This is a genomic window from Pseudoalteromonas sp. MMG033 (assembly GCF_057197785.1).
The window spans coordinates 911,270-935,742 of the sequence record NZ_CM170070.1; the positions used below are offsets into that span (position 1 = coordinate 911,270).

Sequence of the window (24,473 nt, forward strand, 5' to 3'; positions counted from 1 at the left end):
TCTCTTTCACAACTTTCTCTTCAACTTGTAACTTGTTCAATGATTTCGACCACAGACTTAGTCGCATTGAGCTGTGCGCACGATTTAGCCCGCTTCGCTTTTTCTTCAATTAAGTGTGGTTCGTCAAAATATGGCTTTAACAGTGTCACCATACTTGTCTTATTTAATTCTTGTTGCGGCATAATTAGTGCCGCATGTTCATCAACTAGCGCCCGCGCATTTAATGTCTGATGATCATCGACAGCATGAGGCAAGGGCACAAACACAGCCATTTTTCCTGCCGCAGCCACTTCGCTGACAGTTAAAGCACCAGCGCGGCAGATTATCATATCAGCCCATTCATAAGCCTGATCCATATTTTCGATAAACTCAGTGACTTTATATGTAAATTCACCTTGTGAATAACTTTGGGTCACCGACTCTCCATTGCCTTTACCACTTTGATGCCAAACAGACAATGCTCTGCCAGTCGATTGACTCAAGGATGAAAATACACTTGGCAGCGCTTCATTCAACGCCTTAGCCCCAAGCGAGCCACCTACCACTAAGCAATTAATTTGCTGTGCAACAGGCCTTACTTGGATCTGTGCGACAGACTCTCTAATTGGATTACCCACTACATCATATTGCCTGCCAGCAAATGCGCTGTTAAATGCGCACAAAACCCGACTTGCAAGCTTTGCGAGCAAACGATTGCTCAAGCCTGCCACTGCATTTTGCTCGTGAATGATAAGCGGCACGCCCGACATTTTTGCTGCAATGCCAACCGGACCAGTAACATATCCTCCCATTGCGAGCACCGCATCAGGCTTTTGAGTTTTAATAATTTGTCTCGCAGCATAAATGGCTTTGAGTATCATCAAAGGTGCTTTCAAGAGGCGTTTGATACCATTGCCTCTTAGTCCCTTAACTTTTATATAATCAATTTCAATACCGTGTTTTGGCACCACTTGTGATTCCATTCTATCTTCAGTGCCAACCCAAGAAACTTCCCAGCCCAGTTGTTTTAATTTTTGTGCAACAGCAATACCTGGGAAAATATGTCCACCAGTGCCGCCAGCCGCTACTAATAATCGCTTGCTCATCGTTTACTGCCTCTCGATGTTGCTTGCCTTGTCGACATTTTGGTTTCAAAATCTATGCGCTGTAATAGCCCAGCGGCGATAGTCATCACCAGTAAACTCGATCCGCCATAAGAAACAAAAGGTAATGTCAGCCCTTTTGTCGGTAGCATACCCGCACTGGCTCCCACATTAACCAAGGTTTGAAATGCAAACCAAATACCAATTCCTAGCGCCAAATAGCCTTCATATTCTTTTTGTGATTTCAGTGCTTGCTGACCGATGATAAGGGCTCTAAAAACCAAGGTCCCTAACATTAACAGCACACAAACAACCCCCATAAAACCAAGCTCTTCAGCTATCACGGCAAAAATGAAATCATTATGTGCTTCTGGCAGATACTGCAGCTTTTGCACACTGTTACCTAAGCCTTGACCAAACCAACCGCCTTGCCCATAGGCCATCAAAGATTGAACAAGTTGATAACCTTTGCCAAAAGGATCTTTCCAAGGTTCCAAAAAACCAACAACCCTAGCCATACGATAAGGCTCAAAGATAATCAGCATGATCACTAAAAAAACACCGGTTAGCATCAACACAAAAAACTGCCAAAGCTTTGCACCAGCAAGAAATAGCAAGCCAACGGTAGTCACAAAAATAACAACCACAGTGCCCAAATCAGGCTGCATTAAAATGAGAAAAGCATACACAGCAAATACCACGATAGGCTTTGCAAAACCTTTGATATTTTCTTGTACTTCATCACGCTTACGTACTAAGTAACCTGCGATGTAACTGATAAAAAACAATTTTGCGACTTCTGCTGCTTGTATACCGACAGGGCCAACCGGGATCCACCGTCTTGCTCCGTTTGCTTCACGGCCAATGATCAATACCAAGATCAACATCAATACACCGAGCAATAACAAATAAGGGTTAAAACGTTTCCACCACATCATGGAAACAGAGGTGCTTAACCAAAATAAAATCATCCCCATAAACAGGAACATGCCGTGACGCACTATGATGTGATAAGGGTTATCAAATAATCGCTCTGCAACTGGCATAGAGGCACTTGTGACCATCACAAACCCAACTCCGATGAGGCATAACATGGCGTAAAGTAAAGGTAAATCAAATAGAGTATCTGACTTTTTAAACTCAAAAATGCCTTTCAGGTTGATGGTCGCAATCATTTATAGTTCCTCAACCAACTGGCAAAACTCATCACCACGGGCCATGTAATTTGGATACATATCAATGCTTGCACAAGCTGGTGCTAGGAGCACAATATCGCCTACTTGCGCCAACTGACTTGCGCCATTCACAGCCTCATGTAAAGACGTGACAAGATGACTGTGCGTGTGCATAGACGAAAACAAAGCACCGTCTTTGCCAAAGCAATAAATTGCTCTACAGTACTTTTGGATTGGCAGGCCAAGTGGACTCACATCAGCGCCTTTAGCGTCTCCGCCTACAATCAAAATAATCTTGTTGGCATCTGCATATAAGCTTTCAAGTGCACTTACCGTGGCACCGACATTGGTCGCTTTGGAGTCATTAAAATATTTAACCCCAGCAACCTCTGCCACTAACTGACAGCGATGCGACAAACCTGTGAAACTTGAAAACGCATCCTTAAAGGCTTGGAGGCTGATTTTAAATGGGGACAATAGCGCCATGACTGCCAGCGCATTAAATTGATTATGCTTTCCTGAAAGGGCCAAATGCTCAACAGCTAAAGTAGGTTGACCGTATACACTAAAAAAAGAACCCTGTGGCGTGTCTATGAGACAATAATCCGCACTGCCCAACCCAACGCTCACTACATGTGCATGTGGCAGAAACGTTTTTTCATCTTCCTTGTTGTAAACTAAGCACTCTGTTTGCTGATAGATACGCTTTTTCGCCGCACAATAAGCATCAAAATCAGGATATCTATCCATATGATCTTCTGTGATATTCAGGATCATCGCACTGGTACACCTCAGGCTATCAGTTGTTTCGAGTTGAAAACTAGAAAGCTCTAATATGATCACATCAAGATCACGCTCAAGTAGCTCTAATACCGAAGTACCAATATTGCCACCCAAGCCAACTTTTAATCCTGCTGATTGGCACACTGCATGAGCAAGGCTGACGACCGTTGATTTACCATTTGAGCCTGTTACCGCAACTACCGGCGTCGAGTTTAAACGAGCAAACAGCTCCACATCACCGATGACGTCTGCGCCATGTGCAATTGCTTCTGCGACATACCTATCATATAGCGGGATCCCAGGGCTAATAATGATCACATCGGTATCAACTAAAGCCCCCTCTGCGAGCGGGCCAAACACCGCCTCACAGTCAGGTGCATTATGTGCTAGCCAATCCGCACCCGGCGGTACTGCACGTGTATCCACGACTTTTGGCACAATGTTATGCTGTAGTAAAAAGCGTACGGTACCTAAGCCCGATATACCGAGCCCAAGTACGGTCACTGTTTTTTGCTTCAACGAATCTAAATAACTCATTTATCTTATCTTTAACGTCGCCAAACCAGCTAATACTAAGATGAAAGAAATGATCCAAAAGCGCACAATAACACGTGGCTCTGGCCAACCTTTAAGTTCATAATGATGGTGTATTGGCGCCATTCTAAAAATACGTTGCCCTCGAAGCTTATACGACCCTACTTGCAAAATCACAGATAGCGCTTCCATTACAAATACACCACCCATAATCACCAACACCAGCTCCTGTCGAACTAAAATTGCTATAATCCCAAGCGCACCACCTAGAGCTAACGAACCAACGTCACCCATAAAAACTTGAGCTGGATAAGTGTTAAACCATAAAAACCCAAGTCCTGCGCCCACAATGGCAGTACACACAACAACGAGTTCGCTCGCCAATGGTAAATGAGGAATGTGGAGATAATTTGAGAAGTTCACATTACCCGTTAAATAGGCAATGATCGCCAGCGCTGCAGCAACTAAAATAGTCGGTACAATGGCCAATCCATCTAAGCCATCGGTCAAATTCACTGCGTTAGACGTACCCACTATCACAAAATAGCTCATAACGAGGTAAAAAAGCCCAAGCTGTGGCAATACATCTTTGAAAAAAGGCACAACCAAAGAGGTTTCTTCAGGTGATGTGGTGGTTGAATATAAAAATGCCGCGACCGATATGGCAATAACCGATTGCCAAAAATACTTCCATCGAGCAATTAATCCTTTACTGTCTTTACGTATCACTTTCCTGTAATCATCAACGAACCCGACAATACCCAAAGAGCCGATAACAAATAAGGTTACCCAGACGTACTTATTACTTAGATCGCCCCACATCAAGGAACTGACGAAGATCGCTGCCAAAATAAGCAGACCGCCCATGGTTGGCGTACCAGATTTAGATAGGTGTGATTCAGGGCCATCGTCTCGCACAGTTTGACCAATTTGCATGCGTTGCAAAGCACGAATAAGCTTTGGACCAAAATACAGCGAGATAAGTAAGGCAGTCAAAATCCCTAAAATGGCACGTACGGTCAAATAGGAGAAGACATTAAAGCCACTGTAGTATTGCGTTAAATACTCTGCTAACCAAACTAACATTATCTGTCCCCACGTTCTGAGTTTGTATGCGCTGAAATAAGATCAGCGACCAATAGCTCCATACGGGCACTACGCGATCCTTTTACAAGCAAAGTGCATTGACTTGTCTCGTTTTCAATGAATTGGGAAAGTACCTCAAGCATATGTTCACGTGTTGAAAAGTGACGATTAGGCTGCTCAAATACTTCACTTGCATAGCGACTCAATACCCCTAAAGTGAACACCGCATCAATACCTTGCTGCTGGGCAAATTCTCCCACTTCTTGATGGTAAGCCCTTGCTTCTTCACCCAACTCAGCCATGTCACCTAGCGCTAATACGCGAGTACCAGGCATGTCTTTTAATAATTCAATTGCAGCTTTCACTGAGCGTACATTGGCATTGTAAGTATCATCCACCACACGCAATGCACTGGACACATCAATCACATTGACACGCCCTTTAACGACTGGCATATCCTTCAATGCAATAGCGATATCTTGCAACGAAGTGCCAAATGGTAAAGTCAGTGACGCAGCAATCACAGCATTCATCACGTTGTGCTTACCCGGTAACGCCAATTTCACTTGCTGAGTTGCTTTCTCAGTGCAAAGCGTAAACTCAGCGCAACCGAATTCATCTAGCTGAATGTCTTCTGCCCACACATCCAGCTTATCCTGCATTGAAAAGCGTTTGACAGACTGCTGGCCCAAACTCGCTTCCCACATAGGCGCAAATTCGCTATCACAGTTTATAATCGCCACACCCCGGTCTTTAAGCCCACCAAAGATTTCGCCTTTTGCTTGGCCAATACCTTCAATAGAGCCAAACCCCTCTAAATGAGACGGCGCTACGTTGCATACAACAGCGACATCAGGTTTCGTTAAGCCGCTGGTGTAAGCAATTTCACCAATGTGGTTTGCCCCTAATTCGATTACCGCATATTCGTCATCTTCTGATAAACGCAGTAATGTCAAAGGCACACCAATGTCATTATTGAAGTTCCCTTTGGTAGCTAGCACTTTACCGCGTCTAGATAAAATAGCTGCGGTCATCTCTTTTACTGTGGTTTTGCCTACACTGCCGGTGATCGCCACTGTTTTTGGGGCAACATGCTGCATTACCGCTTGCCCCAACTGCCCTAGCGCAATGCGTGTATCCGCAACAACAAATTGTACGATATCCACATCGACAGGCTCTGAAACAATTGCGGCAATGGCTCCTTTTTGCTTTGCTTGCGCAACAAATTTATGGCCATCGAAATTAGCACCTTTAAGTGCTAAAAAAACCTCATTATCGGTTATTGTTCTTGTATCTGTATTGATGTTGGCAACAGCCAAGTTCTGCCCACTAAAAGGGGCCTCAAGTACTTCTGCAAGCCAAGAAAAATTCATCTTGATCATGCACTTTCCCCCTGTAAAATTGATTTCACCAAGCTTCTATCACAAAAGCTCAATGTTTGATTTCCTATAATTTGATAGTCTTCATGCCCTTTACCTGCGATCAGCACTACGCTGTTTTGATCGGCGTGCTTGATCGCATATCGAATGGCTTGCTCCCTATCAGGTTGTGACACAGCATACTCAGGTTCACTGAGCCCAGCCTTAATGTCATCTATTATTGTGTTTGGATCTTCACTGCGAGGGTTATCACTGGTTATAACTAGGGTGTCAGCAAATTGTTCTGCTGCTTTTGCCATCAAAGGCCGTTTGCCTTTATCACGGTCGCCACCACAACCAAATACACAACTTACTTTGCCGGGTACATGTTGTTGCAATGCTTTAAGTGCCAGCTCTAACGCTTCCGGGGTATGTGCATAGTCTACAATACAAGTTGGAAACCCTGATGCTCTGAATGCTTGCATGCGACCATCAACGGGTTCTAACTTTGCCGCAGCTGTTTGCAGTTGCGCCAGTTGGTAGTTTTGTACCAATAGCGCGGCAATTGCAGCAGCTAAATTGTAAACATTAAATAGCCCGTACAAGTTTGTAGTGATCTCTGCATCGCCCCAAGAAGTATCAAGCTTGAGAGAAATACCATTTTGGTCGCACACCACTTGGTGAAAAAAAACATAGTGCTGATAAGTATGTGACTCAGGCTTATGTCCATATGCCACACACTCATCTAACTCTAGCTCTTCCAACCATTGCTGAGCGTACATATCATCGATATTGAGCACTTTATATTTTGCAGAACTCTCCGTAAAAAGACGTTTTTTCGCCTTCGCATAACTGTCCATGTCACCGTGATAATCTAAATGGTCACGGCTTAGGTTAGTAAACACTGCGACGTCAAAATCGACTTGTTCAGTTCTGCCTTGGACAATCCCATGAGAGGATACTTCCATTGCAACTTGATTAAAATCAGTCTGTAACTCACTGAATATTTGTTGCAATAACACTGCTGAAGGGGTTGTATTATTCAACGGCGTTAATGCATCTGGCGCACCATAACCCAAGGTGCCTATCACAGCACTGGGTGTGCCACAATGTGCTGCTAAACTTGCGATCATTGCCGTCGTCGTCGACTTGCCATTCGTGCCAGTTACCCCGACAACTGACATAGTCGCACTTGGCATTTGGTAAAACTGAGCGGCAATACGAGCTAGGTTTTTCTTCAACTGCGCAATGCGTATGATAGGTACTGATACCGCATCAACAGCGGCTTGCTCATCAACTAACACACAGGCTGCGCCTTGCTCGACGGCCATTGATATAAATTTCGTGCCATCTAAGTGATGCCCTGAAATTGCAATAAAGCAATCTCCTTCGGACACCTCTCGGCTATCTAAACGCAATACGTTTACAAATATTTGTGGACTCACTACCCCAAAATTTTTGAGTACTTCAGCTAAGTCACGCATCATCATTGTTTCCTGAGACATACGCCACACGATCTTTATCAGGTGCGACATTTAACATACGTAATGAATTAGAGACGATTTCAGCGAATACCGGACCCGCAGTTTGTCCACCATAATAGACATCACCACCGGGTTCATTCACCATTACAACCACTGCCAGACGCGGATCACTTACAGGCGCAACACCGGCAAAGTAACCGACATATTCATCGCCATACCCACCAGCAATGGCTTTTTCTGATGTTCCCGTTTTGCCCGCAGCACGATAACCATCCACCTTAATCATCGATGCCGTGCCGCCTTTTTCAAAAATAGACTCCATCATGGCAATCACTGCTTTTGTATCTTCCTCTTTGAATATACGCTCACCTGGCTGGGGCTCATCTTGTTTTAATATTGTAAGTGGTCTAGAAATACCACCAGCGCCAATGGTTGCATATAACCTCGCAATCTGAGCGGTACTTGCTGACACCGCATAGCCGTATGACAAGGTGGCTATCTCAAAGTCTGACCAGCGTCTATTTGGATAAAACAAGCCTGAGCTTTCACCAATCATCATGGTGCCGGTGTCTTCACCAAATCCTGCTTTTTGGTACATGCCAACAAAGTAATCTTTTGGTAGCTTTTGGCTGATCTTTGCCACACCCATATTGCTCGATACTTTGAGGATTTCACGTAGTGACATTTCACCATGATTGCGCGTATCTTTGACTAGGCTCCCGCCGAGTCGCATCCAACCAGGGAATGTATCAATCGTTTCATCAGCTGTTATCGCGCCATATTCAAGTCCTGCCAAAATTGCCAGCGGCTTGAGCGTTGAGCCCGGCTCAAATAAATCAGTGATCGCGCGATTTCTGCGCTTATAAGGCGCCGCTGTACTCATATCATTTGGGTTAAAGCTTGGACTATTCACCATCGCGAGTATTTCACCCGTATGCACATCCACCACCATTGCTGAGCCGGAGGTAGCTTGATACGTTAATACTGCAGATTTTAAAGCGACGTAAGCGATGGTTTGAATACGGTGATCAATACTGAGGTGAATATCTTCTGGCTCAACACGCTCTTCCTCTGAAAGAACCTGTACCTCACGCCCCTGCGCATCTTTGCGTATTGTTCGCAACCCTTCTGTTCCCGTTAGTGCAGAGTCAAAGCGTTTCTCAATACCTTCAATACCAATGCCATCGATATTTGTAACCCCCAACACATGGGCGGCAATCTCACCACTTGGGTAAAAACGTTTCGACTCATCAAGCAGATGGATCCCAGGTAAGCGCATTTGGCGAATATATTTTGCAACAGCAGGCGTTACCTGCCGCTTCAAATAAACAAATCTACGTTTAGCATTGACACGTAATTTTCTATTCACTTGCTCAGTAGGCAGTTGCAATACATCAGACAGTTCACGCCAACGCGCCTGTGCTTGATAAAGCGCTTGAGTGCGCGCTTTAAGCGCAGTTTCATTATCTGCAAGTGCAACATGATCTTCGCGGTTTTTTCTCGCTTGCCGTAAAACCCGCTTTTTCAATGCTTTTTCTAATGCATAAGGATCCGCATAAACGCTCACAACAGGGACACTCACGGCGAGCTCTTTGCCATTACGATCGTAGATCATGCCACGCTGAACATGCAGCGTTTCTTTTCTAACTGTGCGCTTAGCATTTTCCTCTCGGGCTTTATCAGGCTCAATCACCTGTAGGTAGGCGGCTCTGGCAATTAACGCGACAAACACAGACACCAACATCACGCATACAAGGACAAAGCGCCACGCGATTAAATTTTGCGATGGTTTATTTTTGTTCTTCATGGCAACTCAATAACCTGCTCTTCTTTACTAGTAGGACGCAACATTTTTAACTGTGTTTTCGCGATTTCTTCAATTCTTGCGTGTTGTGAGTAAAACTCTTCTTCTACCAATAGATAGCGCCACTCTAGGTCTAGCTCATCTCTTTGTTGTAATAACTTGTCCTGCAAAATTAATTGCTGTCTTGTTGAGTGCGTAATTTGGACAACGATCAGCGCCGACACAAATACACTCACCAGCAATAAAAACGTCAACTTATTTGCCAAGAGTACTTGGCAAATTTCCAAAAAAAGCTGAGGTTGACGTTGCGCAGGCTTTGCCATTTAGAGTTTCTCAGCTATACGCAATACAGAGCTTCGTGCTCTAGGGTTACGTTTAATTTCGTCATCACTGGGCTTAATCGCTTTGCCAATGGCTTTTAAGGTTAAATCTTTATTTATTTGATCGTCCGTTAATGGCAAGCCTCTCGGAATAGCCTCTCCCTTACTTTGCTTTTTAATAAATTGCTTAACAATCCTATCTTCAAGTGAGTGGAAGGAAATGACAACGAGACGACCGCCCGGCTTAAGGACATCTAAAGAAGCTGACAAAGCAGTTTGAATTTCTTCTAACTCGCTATTGATATAAATGCGAATGGCTTGAAATGTGCGAGTAGCTGGGTGCTTGTGTTTATCTTTAACTGGAACAGCTTCATCAATAAGATCTGCGAGTTGTTTCGTGGTTGTGATGTCAGTTTCTGCACGCGTCTCAATTATTTTGTGCGCTATGCGTCTAGCGAATTTCTCTTCGCCATACTTTTTAATCACAAAAACCATGTCTTCTAGTTCAGCCTCAGCTAACCACTGAGCAGCACTGCGTCCTGCTTCAGGGTTCATCCGCATATCTAACGGACCATCTTTCATAAAGCTAAAGCCACGACCTGCATCATCCAACTGTGGTGATGAGACACCAATATCAAGTAAAATACCATCCACTTTGCCAGTTAGATCGGCCTCTTGAGCGACTTGCGCTATATTAGAAAAACGATTATGTGCAATTGAAAATCGATTATCTTGAGCAAACTTTTGCGCAGCTTTGATCGCTTGCGGATCTTGGTCAATGGCTTGTAATCGCCCTGACTCCCCCAAACGCTTCAGAATTTGGCCCGAGTGACCACCTCGGCCAAAAGTGCCATCAATATAAATACCATTGGACTTGATATCCAGTGCATCAAGCGTTTCATCCATTAACACTGAAATATGTTCTAATTCTGAACTCATAATTGTGAGCTACACCTGTACTCTATAAAGAAAAACCATCAAGATCTGAGCTTTCTTCCACGTCGCCACTGCGCTCAATCTCTGTATCGAGACGCATTTGCTCATTCCAACGTGCTTCATCCCAGATCTCAAACTTATTTAGTAGGCCAACAAGCATCAGCTTCTTGCCTAAATTTGCATAACTGCGTAATGCAGGTGCCAATAAAATGCGACCGTTTTTATCCAATTGATATTCGGTAGCGTGCCCTAACAGCATTCTTTGCCACCGTCTCACTCGAGGATTTGTATTTGATAATTTTTGTAATCGGGCCTCAATGTCCTGCCATTCAGATAATGGGTATACCCAAAGACAAGGTTCATTTATCGCAATGGTACAAATAACGGTGCCCATTTCTTCAGACAGCAAGCATTCTCGATACTTAGTGGGTATCGAAAAGCGCCCTTTGTCATCGAGGCTTATTAGGTTCGCGCCGCGAAACATATCGCTGCTCCCTCACAAGCTAAGAAATGTACATTTTGATCCAATTTGATCCACTTTCACCCACATTCTACCACAATTGACAAGTCTAGGGCTTGACAAGCTGTTTTGTCAAGCTATGACACCTTCAGAAAGCACGCTAAAATCCAGAAAAAATCAGGGTTTCAAAGAAGTTTTAAAATTCAGTGGTAAAAAGTGGGAGTAGTGTTGAATAGAGTAAAAATTAATATTAAATTTGTCCAAAATCAGCATACTAAGAATGAAAAATATCAAGCCAAAAACTCAAAGAAAAGTACGTAAAACAGATATTAATCACAGCTTAAAATAGATAGGTCACACTGTTATTTGGTGATTTACAAAGTCGCGGTTATCATATGCATGTATTTACAAATTGAGACGTTATTATTCTTTATTCATCAATAAAACAACGTTTTTTTAGACTGATGCTTGTGCTGTCTATACCAGGGTTTCTCGCTGTACTCGCACTGTTGGTCGTTCAACGTTCAGATATTCTACATAGCAAAGAGCAAGATGCGCTATTTTTTGCGAACCAAATCGCGACTTTACAGCGCGTAAATATTACAGCTGCTCAGCAATTGCTCCAAAACCTGGCTAAGAATTCAGCACTGTTAGATACGCAACAACAAGGGTGTCCCACGTTACTAAAACATGCGCTATTAATAAATCAAGAGTTCGCCAATTTTGGCTTAGCGACACCAAGTGGAGAAGTTTTTTGCTCCTTGCACCCGCTGAAAGCACCCATCAGTATTGCTGATCGCGCTTACTTTTTACAAGCAATTACGACGGGCGCATTTAGCATTGGTGAATATCAACAAGATAGAAGTGTATACACTGAAACACTCAATTTTGCGCAACCCGTTTATAAAAATGATCAATTAGACATGGTGATTTTTGCCGTACGTAGATTAACAAACTGGAGTGAATCACTGTCTCACCTACCTTTGCCGATTGGTACTCGTGTGATGGTCGCTGACAATTATGCGCAAATCGTTGCTGAATACCCGTACTCAAAAAAGCCATTAGGGCGTTCAGTCAGTGATGACTGGCCAAATGATCTTCAGCTTCATACAGTGCAAACCCTTACAGATGAAAATGGCCTCCACCATGTCTATTTCAGGCTCCCTTTACAATCTCCACAATCAGAGCTCAACATTTATTTTGACTTTCCATTTGATGATGCGCTGCATGAAGTAAACAGCCAATTTTTCATGGTCACCCTGCTTTTCTTATTGACAATATTCATGCTGAGCTGGCTTGCCCGAACACAATTAAACCGCACCTTGCTTGTTCCTTTAAGAAATTTTAGTCGTGCCATTGGTGCGCTCGCAAATGGTAAGGTTGAAAAATTAGAAGCCACTGACATGCCCAAAGAACTTGCAGAGCTTGCTGCGCACTTTGACCAAATGGCAGCGGTAAGACTTCACGCAGAAACAAACGCACACAATAAACACGCAGAACTAAGTACCCTTATCCAAGCTCTGCCTGACAACTATCTTAGGCTCAACAAAAGTGCGCAGATTTTGGATAAGCATGGTGATAGAGTCAATGACAAAGACAAGCTGCAAGACATTTTCCCAACGCATATTAATATTCGCATCAAAGCAGCATTGGCCATGTTGCCAGCTCAACCAAGTACTTACTTTGAGTATATTCACAAAGACAATAACCAACAAAAAGTCTATGAGATCCGCATCAAACGTATTGAGCATAATGGTGAAGCCATACTCATCATGCGTGACATTAGCCAAAAGAAACAGCAAGAAGAAGCACTAAACCTTGCAGCCATGACTTATAACAACAGCAGTGAATGCATGGTCATTACCGATGCCCAAGGCTATATTCTAGATACCAACCCGGCATTCACCAAAGTGACCGGATTTGAGCAACATGAAGTCATTGGTAAAACGACCTCAGTACTCAGTTCAGGTAAACACGATGCCAGTTTTTACGATCAACTGTGGCAATCAATTCTCACCACGGGTAAGTGGCAGGGTGAGATCATCAATAAACGTAAAAATGGCGAGTTGTATACCGAGTGGCTCACCATAGATACGGTTTATGACGAACATGAAGAGCCGTATCGTCGTGTGGGGATCTTTGCAGACATCACAGACAAAAAACAAAAAGATGAACAGCTTTGGCGACAAAGTCATTTCGATGAGCTGACAGACTTACCTAATCGTACTAGTTTGAAGAAACAACTAAATACATTATTTGGTTTAACCAATCACGCGTTCGCCGTTTTATTGCTAGACATAGATCATTTTAAAGACATCAACGATACATTAGGCCACTATTATGGCGATTTACTGCTAAAGCAAATTGCCAAGCGTCTAAAAAAACAAATAGAAGCAAACGCGCGATTGACCCGTATTGGCGGTGATGAGTTTGTCTTGATCTACGATCGCTGTGCAGATCGCCATGCTGCCACGCACTTTGCACAGCAAGTGCTTGATGCACTTAAAGACCCTTTTACGTTAGAAGGTGAGGTGTGTCATATTGCCGCCAGTATTGGCATTGCCTTGGCACCTGAAGATGGTGAAAACACCGAGCAATTGCTTAAAGCGGCCGATCAAGCCATGTATAAAGCCAAGCAATTGGGTAGAAATGGCTTTACGCTATTTAATACCGAACTTCGAGAGCAAGCTGAGCAACGTATATTGTTACTCAAGGACATGCGCCATGCATTAACGCAAAATCAATTTGAAATGTATTTTCAACCGATTGTCTCGATGCAAACAAAACAAATCACCAAAGCGGAAGCGCTGATCCGTTGGCAGCATCCGGATAAAGGCATGATCAGCCCTGCTGAGTTTATTCCTTTGGCAGAAGAAACCCAGCTGATCCACCAGCTAGGTGAGTTAGCTTTTGATCAAGCAGTGCATGTACTTCAGCAAACTCGAGATTTAAATCAACCAATACAGCTGAGTATCAACGTCTCACCCATTCAATTTAGTGCCAAGCACACCACTTTGCTGGCATGGCAACAGCAACTTGCAAAACACCAATTGACGCCAGATAGGTTAGTGCTCGAAATCACCGAAGGCTTAATGATGCAAGGGGAAGGGCGCAGTCAAAAACGCCTAACCAAGCTTATTCAGCAAGGGTTTTCGATTGCGCTAGACGACTTTGGAACTGGCTATTCTTCGCTTGCTTATCTCAAGCAAATGGATACGGAGTTTATCAAGATCGATAAACGCTTTGTGGATGGCATAGAGCATAATCAAGACGACTTGGTTCTGTGCGAAACAATGATTTTAATGGCTCATCAATTGGGGCTCAAAGTCATCGCCGAGGGAATTGAAACCGCCACGCAGCATGAGCTATTAAAGCAAGCGGGTTGTGATTTTGGCCAAGGCTATTTTTACAGTAAACCGCTGCCAAAAGCTGCCTTTATTGACTATCTCACAGCCCAATGACATTAAACAAAAAAGCCATCAACTTGGATGGCTTTGGTCGTTTGGATTGAATATGTTACTCGTTGACACCTAGCGCGGTCATCATCTTATTGGCAATATCGACATGATGTTGAAGTGTTGAGAATTGCTGAGTGACTCCTGCAGGTCCAAATGCGTAAACTGGTACAGGTGCAGCGGTGTGCGTGCCTGTCCCCCACACTACATTTTGATGCTTGGCAAGCACTCGACCAATCTTGCCGGTAAAGTCTTCTTTTCCATACACATAAAAGTCTGAGAAATCAGAAAAAGCAGGGTAAGGTCTGTTTTCATCATCGACCCCATTAGTCTCAAGCATAATCGCTGTGTCATCAGTACTCACTTTATATGATGTGTGATTGTGAATCGCTTTTTGCCAATCTTCATCAGTGCTATTGCTAAAGTTAGTCTGCGCATTGACTTCAGCCATCACATCATAAAATGTGCCTTTTTGCTCATACAGTTTATCTAACTGCTCCAGCGGACCAAAGTTAAACTTTGGCTTATAAGTGTGCTCATCCATGCCATCACCGGGTAAGTGCACGCCTTCTTTAGGTTTGTTATGTGTTGTATAACTAAAGCCAAAACTGCCAGTTTCATGATCCGCCGTCACCACCACCAGCGTATCATTCCGGTCTTTTGCCCACTCATACACAGCTTCGACTGCTTCATCAAATTTAAGGAGTTCGTTAAGCATCCAGCCAGCATCATTGGCATGCCCAGCCCAATCTATTTGCCCACCTTCAATCATTAAAAAGAACCCATCTTCATCTTGAGACAGAATATCTAACGCTTTGACCGTCATGTCTTTAAGGGAAGGCTGCGTACACGAGTTGTTAGCTTGGCATTGTTTATATGCAATGGCATCTGCCATACCTGAGTTTGCAAATAAACCTAATAGCTTTTCACCCTCAGTGTCGGCCAATTGCGACTTATCAAATGCTAAGCTATAGCCAAATTGCTCTTTGGCTTGAATAACAAGGTTGTCACTCCCCTCTCGTTTAGAGCTTTTATACACGCTTGCAGGCATACCCAATTCATCTAATTGTGCTTTGAGCGCTTCATTCTCATTAACGCCCTCAGGCAAAAATGCGCGAGCACCACCAGAGAGCATCACATCAACATTGCCCGACGAAATAAGCTCAGCAGCAATCTCATTTTCTAAAGAGCGATGCGGCTGGTGAGAAGCAAACGCAGCAGGTGTTGCGTGGGTAATGCGCGTATCAGATACCAAGCCCGTCGCCTTGCCCATCGCTTTGGCTTTTTCTAATATGGTCGCGATTTTATTACCTTCAGTATCGAGCCCAATCATTTCCGAGCCCGCAGCTATACCCGTAGCCAGCTGCGTGGCAGAGCATGCAGAATCTGTCACTAAACTGCCTGATGGTCCATGAGGTGCGTTTAACGATAAACCTAAGTGGCCCTGATTAGCCAATTTTGATAATGCCGTTTCATTGTTTTTACTTTTATACACAGAATTCGGTGCACGTTGAGCATACTCTTCTAATAAGCCAACTTGTTGCGGACCCATGCCGTCGCCAATCATTAAGATGACATTTTTCACCGACGTAATTGAGGCTGGATTCACTTCAACTTCTTTCACTACCTCAACTTCTTTGATGACTTCGACTGTTTTTGTATCATCTCCATCACAGCCACTGAGCAAAGCAGCAGATACCGCAAGCGCTATAAACTTCATTTTCATTGTTTGTTCCTAAAACATCTTGAATTGTGAGCAGCGGCAAGTGTAAGACTAAGAAATGACTTTTTTATTTCAGAAATACGTCACATTGATGACACATATATTTTTGATAAAGCATTGAAATAAAATTACTAAGCGCTGTAAACACACTACCTAGCGCAAAATAAAAACCAGTTAAACGCATTTTAAATAATGATTAAAAATAGCTGCCAAGTACGCCCACTTGATAGCGTTAAATTCGATAATAGGGAAAAATGGGATAAAAATTAGAAACGTTAACTGCTATACCATTAAAAAAGCCGCGACACTTTTGGCATCGCGGCTTTGTAAATTTTAAGAATTAATAAACTTATTCAAACTCAATAGTCACAATCTGCTTGAGACTATATCCATTGTTGTTATCGTAAACGACATAGCTAAATGAATCACTCGCGCCATTTACGCTACCATTTGGCGTATAGGTAAATTCGCCTGAATACTCATTGATGACCACCTCACCATAAACTGGCGCATCAGCGAGTCCAAACGTGATACCTGATCCACCTGGAAGCTTGCCTACAAACGAAACATACTCAGTCGTGGTAAACTTTACATCCAGACCATGATTGACTTCAGCCGCACCAAAAATAGTGCCGTTGTATCTATCGACTGCTTTATTCTTATGGGCTTCCTGTTCAAAGTCATAATATATCAACATATCTTGTTCACAGCCCAACACCATGTCATCTTTACACACATTGAGCTCATCTTCAGACAAAGCGCGCGTCCATATAGCGACATCGTCAATGTGACCTTTAAAGGTGTTTGAGGTCGTATTTGTATGGCTATATGCTCCTATACGAAGTGGTTTATGGTTGCTCAAGTTACGTTTATTACCTAAGCCGTTACCAGAACTGGCGACTTCATTGCCGTTAATATACAACCTCACCTTGCCACCTTCCCAATCGGCGACCACTGCAACATGATACCAGCGACCCGTTTTAAACGTGCCTGCCGCGTAGGTCTTCTTGCCGTCATTGACAGCATCATGGTGATATTGCAATTTATTAGCGCTGTTAACACTTAAGCTCCAACCTTTGTACCCCGGGGCTGCAGAGATTTTTTTCGCAAAAATATTACGGTTTGACCCATTTGAACCTGGCTCTAAATAGATCCAAGCAGAGGCTGTAAAGTTGTCACCGGCAAAGTCTATCGAACCGTCGCTGGCATCGGCAATATTGATATAATCTCCATTGCCATCAAGTGTTAAGTACGAGTCGTATTTTTCTAACGTTGGCTCGTTAACTAACGTCATGGTACTTTGACCCACCAGATCGGCTACTTGAGCATCAATCACCGTATCGAAATTGTAATAAGACACAAGCCTTGAATCATTTAACGACGCACTTAGTGCACGATTAGCCGCAATCGTCTGTTGCGATAGCGCTTGATTCCAAATGCGGATCTCATCAATTTGACCATTTAGCTTCTTACTTACACCATCGTTGCCTGACCCCCATACAAAGTACACATTACTTGAGTCAGCAGCGTCCACTTCAGAGATGAACAATTCACCATCTAAGTACACAGATAGCTGCTGTGTCGGCTGATCATAGCTGATTGCATAATGCTGCCACTGACCAACAGTCACTGTTTCTGTCGATTTAAATGTGGTATTCGTTGCTTTGATACGTAAGCGACCATCAGAGAATATTCTGATTGCAGCTTTTGACTTGTTGTCGCTTTCGGTAAAGGTTATTAAGTTTGAATTGTCATCGGGGTTCAATGCATTCACTTTCACCCAGGCTTCAATTGTATAAGAGCTATTCGGATTAAAACCTGAGTTCAGAGTTTGAACCATGCTCTGATCCGTGCCGTCAAAGACAATAGATTGACCGAAACCGTTCATAATTGATAGATCTTTGTGGAACGGGCTTTCTACATAGGTCCACTCAGAACATACAGGGCTGCCAAGATCTGTGCCATCATCAGGTGTCACACAAAATGCCACATAGTTATCAATATCGTCTAATGACAAGGTATACGATTGATAAAGCTCACCCTCAATCACTTGTGCATCAGTCTCATTGCCGGTTGCAGAGCGATACCATTGGAAACGTGTCGCTTCTTCGATATCCCCATCTGGATCCGAGTAAGCATAAGTCGCAGATACTGTCGATTTACCAATAAACTCACCCGTTACTGTGACATCCGAGGCAACAGGCACATTATTATTGTAAGACAATACCGGCTCGCCGCACACGCCATTGGTATTACATAAGTCAAACGACAGGTGTGTTGTATATGAGTTGTCTGCAAGGGTAACTTCTGTTGGACCACCAAAATCCGTATCAGAGAACTCGAACACCCACTCACTGTCCATCATTGGACCATAAGAGCCTTTCTCGTACTGTATGCCTTGCTTACCCATGAAGTAAGTTTGTGCATCAGTACATACAGCTTCTTGCACGTTGTAAGAAAACTCTAAGAATTTAAACGGCATTTTATATGACGCTTTCATCTTACTGTTGTTCACAAACTTAGACTGAACATCCACCGTTAATGTCGCGTCGATCATGCCATCGTTATTCACGTCATGCGTAAGCTCAGGCGTGAATACGATGTCTTCTTCTGGGTCAAAATAAATTTCTGTGCCATCTTCTAACACTAAAATTGCTGAAGGTTCAACGTTCAACTCAAAGTCTTGGAATAAATCCAACGTAATACTCACAAAAGTATCTAAGGTGCTGAACTTATAACTACGATATAAATCTTCGCCCACTGGAGCATAAAAATCGTCAATACATTGTTCAGAGGTCCCCTCGACCGCTTCCATGCCCGCTTTAGCATGCCATTTGGTCCAGTTTGACCCCCAGTATACTTCTTCAGATACCCAATCTATTAAGTCATGACCAGCAAGGAAGCGTAGTTTATCTACTTCTAAGTTAATGGCTTTCTCAACGGCTTTTCTAGCGGTGGGCTTTATGTCCGCAGCTAACGTATCGCGAGTTAGGTTTTTGATATACAGCGCAATCTCTTCGTCTGTCGTTTCAGCACGAATGAAAGGTGTGATCGATGCTAAAGGATCTGAGTGATCTGTGCTGATGATTTCAAACCCATCAGTCGCACCTAGGTGAGCATAAACCACATCTACAAGGTAGTCGCCGTCAACCATGCTGGTGTCGTACGTTAAGTTTGAACTCACTTGTTTTGCATGCGCAATGGTCGTTGCTAGCGATAACTCATAGTGGTGTTCTGCAATGAGCTTAGCAATTTCATCATCCGTTAGCTCACGCGTTAAATCGTAAACTTCCACACCCTCGTCCAACTTGTAACAATCAGCACGATTTAACGCATTGGCACAGTTGTCACCATAAATACCAAATGACTCTGAACCAACAGTTTTTTCATATGAGCCGTACTCTATTTCAGTTTTATCGTTTAGCTTTTCAAAAACATCTGATTGATATTGTACTAATAGATCTTCAATAATTAATTCCGCAGAAACTTGCACCCCAGGCGATGACGCCATGAAGTTAGCGTTTGAATCTACTTTAAATTGCGTAGTTAGATTAACTGGTTGACCCACTTGAATCTCATCAGGGTACTTCAAGTCCATTGTGAGTGGAATATCAGCTTCAACCCAACCGCCAAATAAATCTAAACCACCGACGTAATGGATTTTACCGTGCGCTAACACTCTGAAGATAGTTGCTTCAGATGGAGTTTCAGTCTCCGGAATATCCCACGTCATTTTAGTTTCAGTTGACGCCCAATCAGGTGAACTCATACCGAGTAATTCAAGCACGGTATTGTTACCCCAATAACTGCCCTCACCACTTGCGTCACCGGAAAAGCTAATGGTCATGGCTTCCATGTCTAATACATCAACGGTAATGTTTGCCACATCTGTGGTGTTATATTGATCATAAACGATGACTTCTAAGTTGTACGTAGCGGTGTTCTCAAAGTCTAAACGAGAAATGTCAGGGCTGATGCTCAATACACCGGTTTGTGCATCTAGCACTAAGTCACCATCTGTGTTGCCACTTAGAATTTGGAAAGTAACAAAGTCGCCAACATCATTAGGGTCGGCCAAAATAGTGCCAATCTCAGTACCACTTGCAGAGGCTTCACTCACAGTGAAAGATTGTGCTTCAATAGTCGGTGCATTGTTAACCGCAATACTCACACCATCTTGCACTAACATGGTTGCAGCACCGGCTGTAAACACTTTATAAGTGATATTGTCGATAACTTGCGTTGTGCCTGAGTCAACCCACTGGTTGTTCGCCGCACCAATGTAGTCATCATCATCACCTAAAATGCGCAAGTTTGAGTTACTGCTGACACTTTTATTCAGTGTGATTGAGTTTGCACCTGAGCCTCGAATATCAAACACTTCAACATTACGAACGCGAGATGCTTGCGCGGCGAGATTGAGATTAATACCTGCCCCGTCAAAGATTAACGTATCTGTATTACCGCCCCCGTCGATACGGGTAAACGTATTATCAGAAATGTAAATGGTATCTTCACCGGGACCTGCATACACCGCATCTGCCCCTCCATTGGTGCGAATAACATCATCACCGGTTCCAGTTGCAATATTATCTGCCGTTGCTGCACCTGCGATTGTATCATCACCCACAGTGCCCCACAGTGTCACTAAATTGCCATCGCCGTTTAATACATACACTGCACCGGTATTGCTTAAATTGTTTTTATCAGCAGAAGGCGTACCAAATTGAATATCTTTGATACCATCGCCATTGATGTCGCCGGCGCTGGCGATGAACTGACCTAACTGCTCGCCCCCGTTACCTTCAGAGTAGAAACCTTGTTTTGTCTCAATGATTTCGCTTAGGTAAACAGGATCTGTACCTGCACGCCCATACACGGCATACACACGACCTTTGTTATCTTCTGCAAACGGGTCGCCAATAATAATGTCGTCAAAGCCATCACCATTTAAGTCGCCTGCCCCACCTATGGAGCCCAAAATAACCTGCAAATCACTGTGATCAATGTTGGACGCATCGTTATGAATAACAAAGCCGCCGTTGCCTTGTGCAATATCCGCTAAATTAATTTCATCGGCAACATTTACGCCACCAAATAAGATATACGCACGCGGGTGGTCAATGGCAGAGCAACACCCTGTATCGGTCAGTAACAAGGCGATGTCGTCAACACCATCGGCATTCACGTCACCAACGTGAGAGGTGGTAAATGAAGGCAGTGTATTTAAGCTTGCGCGGCCAAAATCAAAGCCATAGTTGCCGCTGACTTCAGGGATGATTTTAATGCCATTTCCACTCGATTTGATGCTGTTGTACTTAATTGATTCACCACCAATACGGCCGTACGCCACATAACTGGTGCCGGACGTATCAACATATAAACCGTGGCTAACGATAAAGTCTGTTAAGCCGTCACTGTTAAAATCACCGGTGGGTAATACTTGTGCACCGTAGTGCCATCCACTGAATAATCTTCTGCTTGGACGAGTGATCGCAAAACCTTGCGTGTTGTAGTCTGTCGCAACATTGGCTAACTGAACCACGTTATTGTCTTTTTTACCGTAAACAACATAGGCTAAGTTAGGATCTGCGGTACCATCTTCTAGCAAGTCTCTTAATTCAAATGAACCAGTCCCCGCTAAAAAACGCGTGACTGTTTCTCCGATAACAATGTCACCGAGACCATCACCATTCACATCGCCGACAACTAACGTACCACCGGCATAGTCTTCAGTGTAAGCACCATGAATAGCAAAACCGTAATCGCTCCCGCCAACATTCATATCAGACAATGGAACAAAGTTAGTACCTGTTTTACCAAATACAACGTAGGTTGAACCTGAATTCTTACCGTTAGTACCTGCATAAGGCGCACCAACTACTACATCTGATAATCCGTCGCCGTTAATATCAACGCCTCCAGCAACAGCAAAGCCTGCGTTGTCACCAGACTCAGCTCCCATGATCCCAAAACCACGAGTACCACCGATCACTTCCGTTAGTGATGGGAATGTGCCCGTTGCATCACTGAAAAGAACGTAAGCGGCACCATTATCTTCGTACATAAAGGTGCCATCATTTCGATAAACATCTGCTTGAGGAGAGCCGACAATGATATCGTCGAAACCGTCACCGTTTACATCCCCTGCTGGGGCTACTGACCAACCAGCCCAGTCATCCGCTGCTAGACCATCAATGGATTGCGCATTGTTGTTCAAAGAATCATTAATGTCGTTTACATTAATCGTGACTGTCGAATCATACGTATTGCCCGCGCCATCTTTAACACGAACCGTTAATACGTACTGATTATTGCCCAGCTCAAAATCTAATTGTGTTTGGTCAGCAACTTTAATATCACCTTTGAGTGCATCAATTAAGAACACACCCGCATCATTACCAGAGACGATTTCATAGCTATAATGTTCCAGTGGTATATCCCAACGACCCGCCTCAAAGATTTGATAATGCAGTTCAAACTCACCAAAACGATTTGGTACCACACTTTCGTTATCGCCATGCAAATATCCTTGCAGCATCATAGGCGCAACGAAATTAAAGCGTACTGCCGCATCAACAATGTCTTTGTCGATCCCGACCGCTTGAACGAATACAACTGGGTTGTTATAAGATTTCGAAAAAGTGATTGAAAATGGCGCATCACTGCCTGAATCAGCGACTTTGATGACGCCCGTTTCACCCACAATCGCCAAGCTTTCTGTAAATAAAAAGCCAGAGCCTTGCAATGCAAACACATTGACGTTTTCAGCCACATGGGCGTCATCATCAATGTTATCAATATGCACTTTTACACGGTTTGCAGAGACTTCATCAATCGCCACACCACTTTGAGATGCGCCATTGTAGGACGCTAAGGAGGTTAAAATCGTTGGGGTTTCTGTCATGGGCGCACTAAACGCATGACCATGAACCTGATGTGTCACCGCAGTGCCTGTACTTGAAACTTCAAATGGCTTGTCATTCCAAAGCGCTGAGATGGGCTCAGCAAATGCTATCCAGCCAAGTGTTTCACCCTCACCGGTATTGGTAAAGCTTTGAATGACACTTGTGCCTTTTTTATCTAGTTCAGATTCAAGTACGGCCTCAAAGCCCTGCGCACTGACGTTATCTAAGCGATGGCGCATCAACAATCTATTGTTGTTTTTACTCGTTAGACCAGAGTAAGAGTAGGTGCTTACTTCATACTCTACGGTATAGTCACTGTTGGATTGGATCTGACCAAAAACAATCGGCGCTTGCGTAAAACTTGAGGCAAATGAGATGGGCTCAAATGCTTCACCATTGGTTACCCAATTTTTTATGTCCGTTTTACCGACTTCTAAACGCACCGTTTTATCGGATACGCCATCAACAAAACTCACCCGACCTATGGTGGTGTTCGTTTTGGTATTTTCATCAACATGAATTGTTAATGGTGCTATGGCAGCCTGCGCACTATTGGGGACAGTCGCCCCCAAAGTCAGCAAGGCTAGGCACAGTTTAGTCCGCATCATAATATTAATACCCCCTATTAATTGACAGAGACAGTTCAATTTAGGGTTTATGACATGCAATTGTGCCAAGAATATGGAATGGATTAAAATATGCGCAAAACATCATTATTTAAAATATAAAAACAATAGAAGTATGAAAAGCAAAACAGCTAAATATCCTAATGACGAGATGAGGTAGCACATTTAAATATATGAAAAAGAAACAAGAAGAGCGTAAAAGCAAAAACTCAAGTTTGGAATGAATTGAGTACAAGCGTAGTATTTATAAAGTGGAATTTGAGTGCAGCTATGTACACAGCGATGAAAAGTAGTGATTTTAAAATTAGAAAGCCGCTTGAAGATTCAAGCGGCTACTAAAATTAGTGAGTCGGCCTATAAGCCGGGTTCTGTCCCTCTTGCGAGGTGATAATCATTCGTCTAGGCCTAAAATCGCTCTTAGGCTCAAGCAACCTACCCGGTTCCGATGTGGGCCACACCATAAGGAACCCTATTTGGTCTTGCTCCGGGTGGAGTTTACCTTGCAACCGACTGTTACCAGCGGCCCGGTGCGCTCTTACCGCACCCTTTCACCCTTACCAACCGAGGTTGGCGGTCTTCTCTCTGCTGCACTTGTCGTGGGCTTTCACCCCCCAGCCGTTAGCTGGCACCCTGCCCTGTGGAGCCCGGACTTTCCTCCCCTTGATCATTTTCGTCACAAGCAGCGATTATCCGGCCAACTCGCGGCGCATTATACCTGTTTCTAGCCTAAAGCACAGCG

General features: G+C 43.7%; 13 protein-coding genes and 1 other RNA gene. 1 reads left to right on the forward strand and 13 read right to left on the reverse strand.

What is annotated here, in order from left to right:
* Positions 1-20 precede the first annotated feature (20 nt).
* Genes murG through mraZ form a run of 10 tightly spaced genes read right to left on the reverse strand, consistent with a single transcriptional unit; the run spans position 21 to position 11,046 of the window.
* On the reverse strand, positions 21-1,085 hold the full coding sequence (murG, locus tag AC2CZC_RS04320) for an undecaprenyldiphospho-muramoylpentapeptide beta-N-acetylglucosaminyltransferase (RefSeq protein ID WP_484583958.1): 1,065 nt from the start codon (positions 1,083-1,085) through the stop codon (positions 21-23).
* Positions 1,082-2,257, reverse strand: a complete 1,176-nt coding sequence (gene ftsW, locus AC2CZC_RS04325; protein ID WP_284022182.1) for a cell division protein FtsW — start codon at positions 2,255-2,257, stop codon at positions 1,082-1,084. Before ftsW ends, murG begins: the two co-directional genes overlap by 4 nt.
* Positions 2,258-3,577, reverse strand: coding sequence for a UDP-N-acetylmuramoyl-L-alanine--D-glutamate ligase (gene murD / locus AC2CZC_RS04330; RefSeq protein ID WP_484583959.1), 1,320 nt, complete (start codon positions 3,575-3,577; stop codon positions 2,258-2,260). It abuts the gene before it with no gap.
* The gene (gene mraY / locus AC2CZC_RS04335; protein WP_063361408.1) at positions 3,578-4,660 is read right to left on the reverse strand and encodes a phospho-N-acetylmuramoyl-pentapeptide-transferase; all 1,083 of its coding nucleotides are present in this window, start codon (positions 4,658-4,660) and stop codon (positions 3,578-3,580) included. It abuts the gene before it with no gap.
* The gene (locus AC2CZC_RS04340) at positions 4,660-6,042 is read right to left on the reverse strand and encodes a UDP-N-acetylmuramoyl-tripeptide--D-alanyl-D-alanine ligase (protein ID WP_484583960.1); all 1,383 of its coding nucleotides are present in this window, start codon (positions 6,040-6,042) and stop codon (positions 4,660-4,662) included. The genes mraY and AC2CZC_RS04340 overlap by 1 nt, the downstream gene beginning before the upstream one ends.
* Entirely contained in the window at positions 6,039-7,502 is a 1,464-nt protein-coding gene (murE, locus tag AC2CZC_RS04345) for a UDP-N-acetylmuramoyl-L-alanyl-D-glutamate--2,6-diaminopimelate ligase (protein WP_484584842.1), read from the reverse strand. The genes AC2CZC_RS04340 and murE overlap by 4 nt, the downstream gene beginning before the upstream one ends.
* Positions 7,495-9,309, reverse strand: coding sequence for a peptidoglycan D,D-transpeptidase FtsI family protein (locus tag AC2CZC_RS04350; RefSeq protein WP_484583961.1), 1,815 nt, complete (start codon positions 9,307-9,309; stop codon positions 7,495-7,497). The genes murE and AC2CZC_RS04350 overlap by 8 nt, the downstream gene beginning before the upstream one ends.
* Complete coding sequence (ftsL, locus tag AC2CZC_RS04355) at positions 9,306-9,629, reverse strand: cell division protein FtsL (protein WP_063361405.1); 324 nt, start codon at positions 9,627-9,629, stop codon at positions 9,306-9,308. Before ftsL ends, AC2CZC_RS04350 begins: the two co-directional genes overlap by 4 nt.
* Complete coding sequence (rsmH, locus tag AC2CZC_RS04360; RefSeq protein ID WP_484583962.1) at positions 9,630-10,565, reverse strand: 16S rRNA (cytosine(1402)-N(4))-methyltransferase RsmH; 936 nt, start codon at positions 10,563-10,565, stop codon at positions 9,630-9,632.
* 22 nt (positions 10,566-10,587) lie between these two features.
* Positions 10,588-11,046 (reverse strand): division/cell wall cluster transcriptional repressor MraZ, encoded by a 459-nt coding sequence (gene mraZ / locus AC2CZC_RS04365; protein ID WP_063361403.1) that lies wholly within the window; start codon positions 11,044-11,046, stop codon positions 10,588-10,590.
* Between the two features lie 440 nt (positions 11,047-11,486).
* On the opposite strand from mraZ, the gene AC2CZC_RS04370 reads away from it, so the two are divergent.
* The gene (locus AC2CZC_RS04370) at positions 11,487-14,483 is read left to right on the forward strand and encodes a bifunctional diguanylate cyclase/phosphodiesterase (RefSeq protein WP_484583963.1); all 2,997 of its coding nucleotides are present in this window, start codon (positions 11,487-11,489) and stop codon (positions 14,481-14,483) included.
* Between the two features lie 55 nt (positions 14,484-14,538).
* Here the strand turns inward: AC2CZC_RS04370 and AC2CZC_RS04375 are convergent, their stop codons facing one another.
* From AC2CZC_RS04375 to rnpB, 3 genes are all read right to left on the reverse strand, one after another.
* On the reverse strand, positions 14,539-16,203 hold the full coding sequence (locus tag AC2CZC_RS04375) for an alkaline phosphatase (protein ID WP_484583964.1): 1,665 nt from the start codon (positions 16,201-16,203) through the stop codon (positions 14,539-14,541).
* 346 nt (positions 16,204-16,549) lie between these two features.
* Positions 16,550-23,716, reverse strand: coding sequence for a LamG-like jellyroll fold domain-containing protein (locus AC2CZC_RS04380; protein ID WP_484583965.1), 7,167 nt, complete (start codon positions 23,714-23,716; stop codon positions 16,550-16,552).
* Positions 23,717-24,075: 359 nt separating this feature from the next.
* An RNA gene (gene rnpB / locus AC2CZC_RS04385) (RNase P RNA component class A) lies at positions 24,076-24,436 on the reverse strand.
* Positions 24,437-24,473 lie beyond the last annotated feature (37 nt).